Origin of the sequence: uncultured Bacteroides sp. (assembly GCF_902491285.1) — a bacterium.
In the GTDB taxonomy this organism is placed as follows: domain Bacteria; phylum Bacteroidota; class Bacteroidia; order Bacteroidales; family Bacteroidaceae; genus Bacteroides.
The window spans coordinates 20,337-34,414 of record NZ_CABUHK010000036.1; the positions used below are offsets into that span (position 1 = coordinate 20,337).

Below are 14,078 nucleotides of genomic sequence, written 5' to 3' on the forward strand. Positions count from 1 at the left end.
GAAATCTGAAATGACAAAAATAATGTGCCATTATTTCAATGCGCCGCCATGCCAATTCTCGATTGCGGCCCATAGGATGAATCATTATTTATCCGCCAGTTCGATTACTTCCAAATCTCTGAACGCCCCCTGGTCGATAACAAAACGCACCAAGGTCCGCACCTTATGGAAGCCGGACATCCCTGCCGCCCCCGGATTGATATGTAGCATATCCAGTGTTTTGTCATATTTCACCTTTAATATATGCGAATGTCCGCTGACGAAAAGTTTTGGCGGACGTGCCATCAGGCTGCCGATAATCGAAGGATCATACTTCCCCGGATAACCACCGATATGCTTTATCAGCACTTCCGCACCGTCCACCGTAAAGCGGTTTACCTGCGGAAACAGTTTTCTGATTTCCTGCCCGTCTATATTTCCATAGACGGCACGGAACGGACGAAATGCTGCCAGCTTCTCCGCAACTTCCACTGAGCCAATATCTCCGGCATGCCAAATCTCGTCACACGGCTCGAAATATTCCAGGTATTTCTCGTCCCAGTAAGCGTGAGTATCAGATAATAATCCAATTCTTGTCATAAAATTCTTTGTTTAATCCCACAAAGATACTATATTTGGAAAAATCTTAAAGCACATGGAAAGCAAATATAATTATTTTAAGCGGGATATCAGTTGGCTGTCATTCAACTACCGCGTATTGATGGAAGCTCTAGACGAGCATCTCCCGCTCTACGAGCGTATTAATTTTATTTCCATCTACTCTTCCAATCTCGAAGAATTTTACAAAATCCGTGTAGCCGACCATAAAGCTGTCGCTTCGGGAGCTACGGAAAGCGACGAAGAGACCGTACAATCCGCCCGCGAGCTTGTAGAAGAAATCAACAGGGAAGTCAACCGGCAACTGGACGACCGTGTACGCATCTACGAACAAAAGATACTGCCCGCCCTGCGCAAAAACCATATCATATTCTATCAGGACAGACACGTAGAACCGTTCCACCAGCAGTTTATCAAAGACTTCTTCAAAGAGGAAATCTTTCCTTATCTTCAGCCCGTACCCGTATCCAAGGATAAAATCGTCTCCTTCCTGCGAGACAACCGGCTTTATCTTGCCATCCGCGTCTATCTGAAGAACACCGAGCCACGTACTCCCTATTACTTCGTCATGAAACAACCCTACGCCAAGGTACCCCGCTTCATCGAACTTCCGCCTTACGAGAAGAATCACTACCTGATGTTCACCGAAGACATCATCAAGGCGAACCTCAACCTCATCTTCCCCGGCTACGACATCGACTCGAGCTACTGCATCAAAATCTCCCGCGACGCCGACATCCTGATTGACGACACCGCCAGCAGCGCCGACCTCGTGGCCCAACTGAAGAAAAAAGTAAAGAAACGCAAGATAGGCGACGTATGCCGTTTTGTATACGACCGTGCCATGCCGCAAGACTTCCTGGACTTCCTTGTAGACGCCTTCCATATCCACCGTGACGAACTCGTCCCCGGCGACAAGCACTTGAACCTGGAAGACCTGCGCCATCTCCCCAACCCGAACAAATCTCTGCGTGGCCTTGAAAAACCGAAGCCTATGAAGCTCACCGTCCTCGACGAAAAGGAATCCATCTTCAACTACGTCGCCCAAAAGGACTTGCTGCTCTATTACCCTTACCACTCTTTCGAGCACTTCATCCACTTCCTCTACGAAGCCGTACACAACCCGGAAACCCGCGAAATCATGGTGACACAATACCGCGTAGCCGAAAACTCCGCCGTCATCAACACCTTGATAGCCGCCGCCCAAAACGGTAAGAAAGTCACCGTATTCGTAGAACTGAAAGCCCGTTTCGACGAAGAGAACAACCTCGCCACCGCCGAAATGATGCAAGCCGCCGGCATCAAAATAATATACAGTATCCCCGGTCTGAAAGTCCATGCCAAGGTAGCCCTCATCCGCCGCCGCGGACTGAACGGCGAAAAACTCCCCAGCTACGCCTACATCAGCACCGGCAACTTCAACGAGAAAACCGCCACGCTCTACGCCGACTGCGGACTCTTCACCTGTCGCAAAGAGATAGTGAACGACCTCTACAACCTCTTCCGCACGCTCCAAGGCAAGGAAGACCCGAAGTTCACCACTCTTCTCGTTGCCCGCTTCAACCTCATCCCGGAACTGAACCGCCTCATCGACCGCGAAATAGCCCTCGCCGACCAAGGCAAGCAAGGACGCATCATCCTCAAAATGAACGCCCTTCAAGACCCCACCATGATTGACCGCCTCTACGAAGCATCCGAACACGGCGTACAAATAGACCTCATCGTCCGCGGTATCTGCTGCCTCATTCCCGGTCAGCCATACAGCCGTAACATCCGTGTCACCCGTATTGTAGACAGTTTCCTGGAGCACGCCCGCATCTGGTACTTCGGCAACGACGGCACCCCCAAAGTCTTCATGGGATCACCCGACTGGATGCGCCGTAACCTCTACCGCCGCATCGAAGCCGTCACACCCATCCTCGCTCCTGACCTGCGCGACAGCCTGATAGAAATGCTCAACATCCAACTCGCCGACAACCAAAAAGCCTGCTGGGTGGACGCCCAACTGCAAAACGTATTCAAAAAAAGAATACCCGGCACGCCAAGCATCCGAGCACAATACACCTTCTATGACCGGCTGAGTAAAAATACAAACACACTATAATCAACAAATGGCAAAGAAACAGATTCATTTCCGTACGGTTATGAACTAATTTCGAACTTGTACAAATTTGTCGTTAATACTGAATGAATTTATGATTGATGATGCATGATTTTATTCGTCTGACAATTGTTGCTTTTTCGTCTGACAGTTGTCAGACGGAAGAATAACAGTTGTCAGACGAAAGTTCAACAACTGTCAGACGAATAAATTTATATATAACAGGGATTAAATCATTGCATACTGCCAATCTAATTTTAGAAAAACTAAGATTAGTTCATTTCCGTACCGTTTAGCTCATTTCCGTACGGAAATGAATTGGTTTGAAGATAGTTATCAAAAAAAACGTTCAGACTGCCCCCGCAATCCCCACACCACACTCCCATCTCGCAACAAGCCCCCGCATGGCTCTAATTTTTCCTTGATGTAACACAAATGTAACACATATGACACCTCTCTGCAACGTCTATTCCCGTCCTTTGCACCCGGAAATAACATACACACATATTATTTATGGAGACAATTTATTTATGCATCATCATCTTCCTCTTCGTCCTCGCCATTTTCGACCTGATAGTCGGCGTGAGCAATGACGCAGTCAACTTCCTGAACTCGGCGGTAGGCGCCAAGGCCGCCTCGTTCAAAACCATCCTGTTCATAGCCGGCATCGGCATCTTCATCGGCGCCTCACTGTCCAACGGAATGATGGACATCGCCCGTCACGGCATCTACCAGCCCGAGCACTTCTACTTTGCCGAAATCATGTGCATCCTGCTCGCCGTCATGCTGACCGATGTAGTACTGCTTGACGTATTCAACTCCATGGGTATGCCCACCTCTACCACCGTATCCCTCGTCTTCGAGCTCCTCGGCGGAACCTTTGCCCTCTCCCTCATCAAAGTACACAACAGTGACACCCTCGGTCTGGGCGACCTCATCAATACCGACAAGGCTCTCTCCGTCATCATGGCCATCTTCGTATCCGTCGCCATCGCCTTCTTCTTCGGAATGCTCGTGCAGTGGATAGCCCGCGTGGTCTTCACCTTCAACTATAAGAAAAAGATGAAATACAGCATCGCCCTCTTCGGCGGCATCGCTGCAACCTCCATCATCTACTTCATGCTCATCAAAGGTCTGAAAGACAGTTCTTTCATGACCCCCGACAATAAACACTGGATACAGGAAAACACATGGATGCTCATCACCGTCTTTTTCGTATTCTTCACCATACTGATGCAAATACTCCACTGGCTCAAAGTCAACGTCTTCAAAGTCGTCGTCCTCATGGGCACCTTCGCCCTTGCCCTCGCCTTCGCCGGCAACGACCTCGTCAACTTCATCGGCGTCCCCCTCGCAGGCTTCTCATCCTTCATGGACTACACCGCCAACGGAGCAGGCAACGCTAACGGCTTCCTGATGACCTCACTGCTAGGCCCCGCCAAAACCCCGTGGTACTTCCTCATCGGCGCCGGTGCCATCATGGTCTATGCCCTCTGCACCTCTAAAAAAGCCCATGCAGTAATCAAGACTTCCGTCGACCTCTCCCGCCAGGACGAAGGTGAAGAAACTTTTGGAAGCACCCCGATAGCCCGCACGGTAGTCCGCATCAGCATGACACTTGCCAACAGCATCTCACGCATCATGCCGGAAAACAGCAAGCAATGGTTCAGCTCCCGCTTCCGTAAAGACGAAGCCATCATCGCCGACGGAGCTGCCTTCGACCTTGTCCGCGCATCCGTCAACCTCGTACTGGCAGGTCTGCTCATCGCCTTGGGAACTTCACTGAAGCTCCCCCTCTCCACCACCTACGTCACCTTCATGGTAGCCATGGGTACTTCACTCGCCGACCGCGCCTGGGGACGTGACTCCGCCGTCTACCGTATCACAGGTGTACTGAGCGTCATCGGCGGCTGGTTCATCACCGCAGGAGCAGCCTTTACCATCTGTTTCTTCGTCGCCCTCGTACTCCATTACGGTGGCAACATCTCCATCATCGCCCTTATCGCCCTCGCTGTATTCATCCTGATACGCAGCCAGGTGATGTATAAGAAACGCAAAGCGAAAGCGCAAGGCAACGAAACGCTGAAGCAACTCATGCAGACCACAGACAACGAAGAAGCCCTGCAACTGATGCGCAAGCACACCCGCGAAGAGCTCTCCAAAGTACTGGAATATGCAGAAACGAATTTCGAACTCACCGTCACCTCTTTCCTGCACGAAAATCTCCGCGGACTGCGCCGTGCGATGGGTTCCACCAAGTTTGAAAAGCAGCTCATCAAACAGATGAAGCGTACGGGAACCGTAGCCATGTGCCGTCTCGACAACAACACCGTACTCGAAAAAGGACTTTACTACTACCAGGGCAACGACTTCGCCAGCGAACTGGTATACAGTATCGCCCGTCTCTGCGAACCGTGCCTGGAACATATCGACAACAACTTCAACCCGCTGGACGCTATCCAGAAAGGTGAATTCAGCGATGCCGCCGAAAATATCACCTACCTGATTCAACAATGCCGCAAGAAGCTGGAAAACAACGAGTACAACAACATGGAAGAAGAAATCCGCCGCGCCAACGACCTCAATGGTCAGCTCTCACTGCTGAAACGCAAGGAACTGCAACGCATACAAAGCCAATCGGGAAGCATCCGCGTAAGCATGGTCTATCTGACAATGGTTCAGGAAGCTCAAAACGTAGTGACTTACACTATCAACCTGATGAAAGTAAGCCGCAAGTTCCAAATGGAAAACGAAATGCCATAAAGCCAACCTCCGCCCGAAACGGCAGATATAAGAAAGTCATTGCAAACGAATACTCAAATCGTTTGCAATGCCCCCCCCAAAAAAAACATAAGCCCCGAAAACAAAAGGACGAAATCCAGATGAATGTAGTACTTGCTACAATCAAGTCTTCTACATATTATTCCATATTCAAGTAGATGTTTCTTCTCCTTCCCAAAAAGGAAATCCCTCTCAATTTCCTCCACCCAATCGGGTAGAATCTCAGCACTCGCTCCGAAAACGGAAAAAGAGCCAATACCACTCATTTCACAAAAACAGGAAAAGAAAGTTTCAATAAAAGAAACAAAGTGAAGTGTTAAATTGCTAAATTCGAAAAAGAAATACTGATTTACAGTATGATAGAAGAAAAACAAAAGAGGAAAAGGGAGAAAAAAGACTAATAAGTCTTAGAAGTACTTGGTACATTAGTGATTGTAAACTTACCATCAATATCAGTGATAGTACCAAGGGAAGTGCCATTCACCAATACTGAAGCACCTACGACAGGTTGTCCGTCCTCTTCAGAAGTTACCAACCCGGTAACTCTGGACGTTTGCGCTGTCATCAAACCTATGCCTATAAAAAGGAAGGTCATTAAGAACATCAATTTTCTTTTCATAAATTCTCTCTTAAATTTAACCTATAAACAGATTTTTTCATATCTAACAGGTTGCAAAGATAATACAAATTATAACAAGTAGAAAAATATGTTATACTTTTAACTAAAAAGTATCATATTGTAAGCACATCAATAGATAAAATGAGAGTTTAAAACGAAATATTTTCTATTTAGCAAATTTTAAGCATTATAATTATCAGTAAGAAAGTGTCAACAAAATCAAGATCTGAGCAAGAAAATCGTTAGTTCTTCTCCAAACAGAGCATCTTTTCGTTATTTTACGACTACAAATATAGTAAAGGAGTATTAACAATAGTGAAAGCGGAAAGGGCTATTACCAAGTACTTCTAAAACTTTGCGCGTTTCTTATGTAGGAATGATTCCACAAGACGTGACAATCAGAGAAGGATTGCTGAAAATTATCCTGCGTTCGGATGCGAAGGCATTGGACGAAGTAGTAGTCACCGCTTTGGGTATTAAGAGAAGCGAGAAGATATTAGGTTATGCTGCTTCTACGGTCAAGAGTGACGATCTTGTTGCAGCTAAGTCAGGTTCGGTGATGTCCGGACTTTCCGGAAAGATAGCCGGTGTAAATATCTCCAGTGCCGGAACAGCCGGTAGTTCTCAAAAAGTGATTGTGCGTGGATACTCGTCCTTCGCAAGCAACCAGCCGCTGTACGTCATTGACGGTGTGCCGATGTCCAACAATACCAGCCTCTCTAACGACCTCGGCAACGGTGTTATCGACGCCAGTGACGCAGTCGACTTCGGTAACGGTGCCAACGACGTCAACCCGGACGATGTAGAATCGGTGACCATATTGAAAGGCGCGTCAGCTACGGCACTCTACGGCTCGAGAGCGGCCAACGGTGTCGTGATGATTACCACCAAACGTGCCAAACAAGAAAAACTGACAATCTCTTATGACGGTTCATTCATGGCTTCGAACGTGCTGCGCGTGCCGCAGGAACAAGACAAGTTCGGTCAGGGATGGGGAATCTGGGACAGTGCCGAGAATGGTTCATGGGGACCTGTACTCGACGGCAGACTCCACGAATGGGGTTCCTACAACCTGAGCACTCCGATGAAAAAGAATTTCTCGTTCGTGAAAGACAACCTTCGCAACTTCTACACTACCGGATTCGAGATGAACAACAACGTCAGCGTACGTACCGGTAACGAAAAGATGGGATTGATGCTTTCTTACGGCAACACCTCTTCAAATGGTGTATTGCCCGACAACGCCGACAAATATGAACGTAACACGTTCTCTTTCCGCGGCAACATGAACTTCGGCAAGTTCAGCGCCGACGCAAGCATCACCTATATCCGCAAGGATATGACAAAAGCTGCCGCCGGACAGGGTAAAGCAGGAGCAACCATGCAGCAGGAACTGATACAGCATCCCGTAGACATAGACTACTCGGTAATGAAAGACTATAACGACGAACGTTATGACGCCGACAACTATTATACTTGGTACGCGCAAAACCCGTACTGGGTACTCGCCAACAACAAGAACAGCTATCAGGACGACCGTATCTACGGTAAACTGGAATTGTCATACGAAGTCATCCCCGGATTGAAAGCTGTGGGACGTCTTGGCGGCGACTTCACCAACTCACGCCAGAAACTGCGTACTGCGAAACTGACTTACGCAGACAACTCGTACAGTACCGACGGCGGTAAATCCGATGAAAAGGGGACTTATACCGAACGTACCGACAACTACGACCAAATCGACGCTACGATATTCGTAAACGCCAACTATAATATCGGTTCGGACATTACACTGGGCGGTACCGCCGGTTGGAACCTCAACCAACGGAAGTCGTCTTACCTCAAGTCTTATCTCGAGGGGCTCTTCATGGAAGGATGGTACAACCTGCAGAACGGTATCGACAAACCTGTCAGCACCAACTACAGAGACTTGCGCAGAACAATCGGTGCTTTCGCCCAGGTAGAATTCGGGTATAAGAATTTCTGGTTTGTCAACCTCTCCGGACGTAACGACTGGTCGTCAACCCTGCCAATCAACAACAACAGTTTCTTTTACGGTGGCATCAATACGTCACTCATACTGACCGATATGTTCCCTTCACTGAAAAACAACGTGATGGACTTCCTCAAAGTACGTGCCGCATGGGGACAAACCGGTAATGACGCTGATGTATACAGAACATTGGCATACTATATCCCCGACCATATCTCCAGTGGATTCGGATACCTCGACGCACCCTTGAACGGTGCACTGGGACTGACTGAATACAACCGCCAGCCTAACAACAACCTGAAACCGGAAAAGACTTCCGAATGGGAATTAGGACTGACAGCCAACTTCTTCAACAACCGCATCGGCATCGATGTCGCTTATTATGACAAGCTGACCAAAAACCAAATCATCTCAGCAGATGTAGCACCGGAAACCCGCTACACGACAGCCGTACGCAACGTCGGTGAAATTTCGAACAAGGGTATTGAAATTGCGCTGAACTTCACTCCGGTACGCACCAAAGAAGTAGAATGGGACTTGGGCGTGACGTTCAGCAAGAACTGGAGCAAGGTAAACAAACTGTGGAACGAAGGCAGCAAACCAGTGACGGAATATGTATTGCAAACCGCATACAGTGTGAACTTCGTAGCTAAGGTGGGCGAACCGCTCGGTATTTTCCAAGTGCCCGCCATCGCAACCGTACAGGACGAGAACAGCCCCTACTACGGGAAAACAATTGTTGACGCCAACGGTATCCCGACCACCAGCAACAGCGAAATGAAGACTATCGGTTCTTCATCTCCCGACTTCACCATGGGCTTCAATACAAGCCTCAAATACAAAGGTTTCACCCTTTCGGCAGTAGCCGACTGGCGCAAAGGCGGCTATATGTACTCATACACCGCGCAGTTGATGCATTTTGTGGGTAACACGACCCGCTCGGTATTCAACAACCGCGACCCGTTCGTTGTGCCCAACTCCGTTGTCGCACTTCCGGGCGGCGGATACGCAGAAAACAACAATCCGGTAACGAGCGACAACATGAGCAACTATTACAGCGACTCTTACTCAAGAAGCCAGTTCGAAAACTTCGTTATCCCGAAAGGCTACCTGAAACTGAGAGAACTGGTACTCTCTTACTCACTGCCCAAAGCATGGATTTCCAAACTCGGAATCCGCCAGTTGGACGTAAGTTTCATCGGACGCAACCTCTTCATGTGGACTCCGAAAGCCAACAATTACGTTGACCCTGAAATCACAAACTATGGTAATGACATCACCTCTGAACTCGGAGAGTTTGCCGCTCTTCCTTCTACACGCAACATAGGTGGTGGTATTAAAGTTGTATTCTAAAAGACGATTGAAGATGAAAAAGATTAAATATTTATATATAGGTGTATTAAGCACCGTCCTGTCCGGAATGTTCACTTCCTGTGAGAACTACCTGGATGTCAATGAAAACCCGAACTATCCGGGCGAATCACAAGTTACCGTGACGTCCCTGCTCCCGTCCGCATTCACCGGCTCGGCAGCCGTGATGGGTTATCTATACCAGCTTTACGGCGGAATGTGGTCACAGCACTACACGCAAAACCCGTCGTCCAGCCAATACATCACGCTGGTCAACTACGCCATGACTTCATCCAGCGACCTGCGTCTCTGGAGAATCCCTTATGCCGACGTACTGCCCGACCTCGACCTCGTGATTAAGAAATCGGAAGCCGAAGGCGCATGGAACTACTGGGTAGCAGGCAAAATCATGACTGCCTTCACCTATCATGTGCTCACCGACGCTTACGGTGACATCCCGTTCACCGAAGCGCTGCAAGGACAAAACTGTAAATATGACGACAGCAAAACAGTAGTATATCCGGGCATCCTGAAGATGCTGAATGACGCAATCGACAAAGAAGCCGACGCATCTGCACCGGGACTTCTGACAATGGGGGTGGAAGATTACATTTTCGACGGAGACATCTCCAAGTGGATCAAATTTGCCAAAACACTGAAACTCAAACTATTGATGAGAGACTTCAATGCAAACAAGACGGAGATACAAACGATGCTTGCCGCAGGCGGATTCCTGACAGACGGAGACGCTACGGTGCATTGCTTTGAGGACATTGTGAACAAATCGAATCCGTTCTATGAAAACGACCGTCGCCAGTTGAACACTACGAACAACGTGCGTGCCTGCACTACACTAGCTAACTATCTGGCAGCACACAACGATCCGCGTATCGAAGATTTCTATGACAAGGCGGCGGACGGCTCTTACAGGGCTATTCCGTATGGAAACAGAACGTCTACCGTTTACTCCATCCGGACAACAGCCCGTGCCACGATAGGTGCGCTCGACCCTGTCTATTATATGTCGGCTGCCGAAGCAGAATATCTGTTGGCAGAATGCTACGCACGACTGGCAGACAAAGCGAGTGCCAAAACTCATTACGACAACGCCGTAGAACTCTCATTCGAAAGATGGGGACGCGATGGCAGCTCATTCATCACGGCCGATGGCGATTACGAATTTGACAGTACCAATGAAGCCAGTATGTTGAAGTGCATCCTTACCCAGAAATGGATTGCCAGCACCCGTTGCCAAGCATGGGACACCTGGTTTGACATCAACCGTACAGGAATACCGGCGATAGGAACACTGACTACGGAAAATCCGGGTTATGAACTGGGAACACTGGCATACAACGAGAACAGTTCTTTGGCCAAAGGACAATATGCCCACCGCTTCATCTACTCCAGAGAGTCATTGGACTACAACACCAACGCTCCTTCGGTAGTTCCGGGAATCACCGAACCGTTGTGGTGGCATAAATAAACGAATGGATATTGATTTTTAGAAAAAAGAAAGGATATATATGAAACCTATTAAATATTTATTTTTCCTGATGTTCGCCCTGGTGACTTTCGCTTCATGCGACACCTACGGAGACTATGAGCAGGAGTTTGCACCCACCTACCCGCTGGGCGGACAGTACTACGTAAAAGTGCTTGATGAGAACAATCAAGAGATAGTGATGCATCAAATGACAAGCAACGGGGTTACCTATAATGTATATGGAACCTATATGTATCTGTATAATACGGCTGAAAACGATAAAGACAAACTTTGGATCAAGCTGCCGAGTGACGACTCATTCGACGCCGGTATTCTGGGCAAAATCAGTTGTGACGTAACGGCACGCACTTTCAGCGGAACAGCCGGAAATATGGAAGCGGACGGTCATACAGTTGTCGGAGAATTTACCGTTACCTCAGGTGTCATGACCGAGAAAAGCGTGACAACACCGACAAACGGGAAAGCCGACGGCATAGAAGTCAAGTACACTCTGAACGGAAAAACCTACACGGTGAAAGGTTTTCGCTGGACGGCATGGGACGAAGACGAGACTTGGTATTCTCCGGTATAAAAAGATTCCTCAGAGGGGATAGGCCAGCCTTATCCTCTCTCTCTAACTGAACTAATTTCTCTCAAAGGAGGGACTTTACATAGCGTCGCTTCTGAACTCTAACAAATTAACAGAGGCGAACAAAAATAGGCCAACCGTGAGGTTCGCCTATTTTACTTTTTTTAAGCACGGATTACTCTCTTATACACTATATTTCCAAAAGCCGTGAAAGCCGTGTATACCGTATAATTCGCACCTAAGAATTATCGTTTAATTGTGATGAAGCATGAAGATAAGCAGACTGAAAATGTAAACATACGGCACATTTTGTGATACCATTTTTCTACTGACCGATACTATTTTCTACCAATCCACCCTATTTACTTTTTTTAAGTATCTATTCTACCATTGCAAGTCGGGTAAGTATTTACTTAGTGTAGTGCGGAGAATTCCCAAAGTGATCGGTTTCACCAGCACTTCCGTCGCTCCTGCGTTCATCGCGTTTTCCTTGTCGGAGCTGAAAGCGTAAGCAGTCTGCATGATGATGGGGATTTCTGTATTGGACTCACGGATTATTTTCGTCGCTTCCAGTCCGTTCATTACGGGCATTTTGATATCCATCAGCATCGCTTTGACTTTTTCGTGGTGTTGCTGGAACAACTGCACCATTTCTTCGCCGTTTCTAGCCCATTCGATATCACATTTTTTACCTATGATAGCCTTTATTAATTTGAAGTTGCTGTCATCATCCTCAGCCACCAGAATCAGTGGACGGAATTCATTGGTTTGTTCACCTTCCATATTGTTTTACTATTGTTATTTTATCTGTTTTTTAAGGGTAGTCTCCCTTTTCAGCCCGCAAGGTATAAAAAATATTCATATATTTCGCTATCTTTGCGCTTCAAATTAAAAGAATAGTATGATTTCTGTTGACGGATTGGCCGTAGAGTTTGGCGGCACTGCTTTATTTAGTGATATTTCCTTTGTAATTAATGAGAAAGACCGCATCGCCCTGATGGGTAAAAACGGGGCAGGAAAAAGTACACTGCTGAAGATTCTGGCAGGTGTGCGGCAGCCTACCCGCGGCAAGGTTTCCGCGCCGAAAGATTGTGTGGTGGCTTACCTGCCGCAGCACTTGATGACGGAAGACGGACGGACGGTGTTTGACGAAACGGCACAGGCGTTCGCACATCTGCACGAGATGGAAGCGGAGATTGAGAGATTGAACAAGGAGTTGGAGACGCGGACGGACTACGAGAGTGACAGTTATATGTCACTGATTGAGGAAGTTTCCGCGTTGAGCGAAAAGTTTTACTCGATTGATGCCACGAATTACGAGGAAGATGTGGAGAAGGCGTTGCTGGGACTGGGGTTCAAGCGGGACGACTTCCAGCGTCAGACGAGTGATTTCAGCGGTGGATGGCGGATGCGTATCGAGCTGGCGAAGTTGCTGTTGCAGAAACCGGATGTACTGTTACTCGATGAGCCGACGAATCATCTGGATATCGAATCTATCCAGTGGTTGGAAGATTTTCTGATTAACAACGGTAAGGCGGTGATTGTGATTAGTCACGACCGCAAATTCGTGGATAATATTACGACACGCACTATTGAGGTGACAATGGGGCGTATCTATGACTATAAGGTGAATTACTCCCAATATCTGCAACTGCGCAAGGAACGCCGCGAGCAGCAGCAGAAGGCATATGACGAGCAGCAGAAGTTTATCGCCGAGACGAAGGAGTTTATCGAACGTTTCAAGGGGACGTACTCGAAGACGTTGCAGGTGCAGAGTCGCGTGAAGATGTTGGAGAAGCTGGAGTTGCTGGAAGTGGACGAAGAGGATACGTCGGCATTGCGGCTGAAATTCCCGCCCTCGCCACGGTCGGGCAGTTATCCGGTGATTATGGACGGTGTAGGCAAGTCGTACGGTGAGAAGACGGTGTTCCGCAACGCGAATCTGACGATTGAGCGTGGGGACAAAGTGGCTTTCGTCGGCAAGAACGGTGAGGGTAAGTCTACACTCGTGAAGTGTATCATGAGGGAGATTGAGCACGACGGCACGCTGACGCTGGGGCATAATGTGCAAATCGGATATTTCGCGCAGAACCAGGCATCGCTGATGGATGAGAACCTTACGGTGTTCCAGACGATTGATGATGTGGCGAAAGGCGAGATTCGGAATAAGATTCGTGATTTGCTGGGAGCTTTCATGTTTGGCGGGCCGGAAGAATCGATGAAGAAGGTGAAGGTGTTGTCCGGCGGTGAGCGGACGCGGTTGGCGATGATTAAGCTGCTGCTGGAGCCTGTCAATCTTCTGATTCTCGATGAGCCGACGAATCATCTTGACATGAAGACGAAGGATATTCTGAAACAGGCACTGCTCGATTTTGACGGAACGTTGATTGTCGTTTCGCACGACCGTGACTTCCTCGACGGATTGGTGACGAAGGTGTATGAGTTCGGCAACCAGAAAGTGACGGAACATCTTTGCGGCATCTATGAGTTCCTTGAGAAGAAAAAAATGGATTCGTTGCAGGAACTGGAAAAGAAATAATATTTTTCAGACAGAAGAACATA

Annotated in this window: 8 protein-coding genes and 1 pseudogene; 6 read left to right on the plus strand and 3 right to left on the minus strand. The window is 48.1% G+C overall.

Going from position 1 to position 14,078, the window contains the following annotated elements; all coding sequences use genetic code 11:
• Positions 1 to 84 precede the first annotated feature (84 nt).
• Entirely contained in the window at positions 85 to 579 is a 495-nt protein-coding gene (locus RDN93_RS11090) for a metallophosphoesterase family protein (RefSeq protein WP_308745587.1), read from the minus strand.
• Between the two features lie 55 nt (positions 580 to 634).
• Between RDN93_RS11090 and RDN93_RS11095 the strand changes: the two genes are divergently transcribed.
• Together RDN93_RS11095 and RDN93_RS11100 are read left to right on the plus strand one after the other, a co-directional pair.
• Entirely contained in the window at positions 635 to 2,701 is a 2,067-nt protein-coding gene (locus tag RDN93_RS11095; protein WP_308745588.1) for an RNA degradosome polyphosphate kinase, read from the plus strand.
• A 510-nt stretch (positions 2,702 to 3,211) separates the two neighbouring features.
• Positions 3,212 to 5,461: an inorganic phosphate transporter gene (locus RDN93_RS11100; RefSeq protein WP_308745589.1), complete on the plus strand. Its 2,250-nt coding sequence runs from the start codon at positions 3,212 to 3,214 to the stop codon at positions 5,459 to 5,461.
• 415 nt (positions 5,462 to 5,876) lie between these two features.
• Here RDN93_RS11100 and RDN93_RS11105 read toward each other — a convergent pair whose 3' ends face one another.
• Positions 5,877 to 6,098 (minus strand): carboxypeptidase-like regulatory domain-containing protein, encoded by a 222-nt coding sequence (locus RDN93_RS11105; RefSeq protein ID WP_308745590.1) that lies wholly within the window; start codon positions 6,096 to 6,098, stop codon positions 5,877 to 5,879.
• 334 nt (positions 6,099 to 6,432) lie between these two features.
• Between RDN93_RS11105 and RDN93_RS11110 the strand changes: the two are divergent.
• The 3 genes and pseudogenes from RDN93_RS11110 to RDN93_RS11120 all read left to right on the plus strand — a co-directional run.
• Positions 6,433 to 9,444, plus strand: a pseudogene (locus RDN93_RS11110) (SusC/RagA family TonB-linked outer membrane protein); the annotation flags it as partial.
• Positions 9,445 to 9,457: 13 nt separating this feature from the next.
• Complete coding sequence (locus tag RDN93_RS11115) at positions 9,458 to 10,927, plus strand: SusD/RagB family nutrient-binding outer membrane lipoprotein (RefSeq protein ID WP_308745591.1); 1,470 nt, start codon at positions 9,458 to 9,460, stop codon at positions 10,925 to 10,927.
• Between the two features lie 40 nt (positions 10,928 to 10,967).
• Positions 10,968 to 11,519, plus strand: a complete 552-nt coding sequence (locus RDN93_RS11120) for a lipid-binding protein (RefSeq protein WP_308745592.1) — start codon at positions 10,968 to 10,970, stop codon at positions 11,517 to 11,519.
• A gap of 381 nt (positions 11,520 to 11,900) precedes the next feature.
• On the opposite strand, the gene RDN93_RS11125 is transcribed toward RDN93_RS11120, so the two are convergent.
• Positions 11,901 to 12,299, minus strand: a complete 399-nt coding sequence (locus tag RDN93_RS11125) for a response regulator (protein ID WP_308745593.1) — start codon at positions 12,297 to 12,299, stop codon at positions 11,901 to 11,903.
• A 118-nt stretch (positions 12,300 to 12,417) separates the two neighbouring features.
• On the opposite strand from RDN93_RS11125, the gene RDN93_RS11130 reads away from it, so the two are divergent.
• A complete protein-coding gene (locus RDN93_RS11130) occupies positions 12,418 to 14,055 on the plus strand; it encodes an ABC-F family ATP-binding cassette domain-containing protein (RefSeq protein ID WP_308745594.1) in 1,638 nt (545 codons plus the stop codon).
• The last annotated feature ends 23 nt before the right edge of the window (positions 14,056 to 14,078 follow it).

Bases quoted from the DNA above. Each gene is read 5' to 3' on its own strand.
- RDN93_RS11095 (WP_308745588.1), top strand. From the start codon at position 635: ATGGAAAGCAAATATAATTATTTTAAGCGGGATATCAGTTGGCTGTCA.
- RDN93_RS11125 (WP_308745593.1), bottom strand. From the start codon at position 12,299: ATGGAAGGTGAACAAACCAATGAATTCCGTCCACTGATTCTGGTGGCT.
- RDN93_RS11115 (WP_308745591.1), top strand. From the start codon at position 9,458: ATGAAAAAGATTAAATATTTATATATAGGTGTATTAAGCACCGTCCTG.
- RDN93_RS11105 (WP_308745590.1), bottom strand. From the start codon at position 6,098: ATGAAAAGAAAATTGATGTTCTTAATGACCTTCCTTTTTATAGGCATA.
- RDN93_RS11120 (WP_308745592.1), top strand. From the start codon at position 10,968: ATGAAACCTATTAAATATTTATTTTTCCTGATGTTCGCCCTGGTGACT.
- RDN93_RS11090 (WP_308745587.1), bottom strand. From the start codon at position 579: ATGACAAGAATTGGATTATTATCTGATACTCACGCTTACTGGGACGAG.
- RDN93_RS11130 (WP_308745594.1), top strand. From the start codon at position 12,418: ATGATTTCTGTTGACGGATTGGCCGTAGAGTTTGGCGGCACTGCTTTA.
- RDN93_RS11100 (WP_308745589.1), top strand. From the start codon at position 3,212: ATGGAGACAATTTATTTATGCATCATCATCTTCCTCTTCGTCCTCGCC.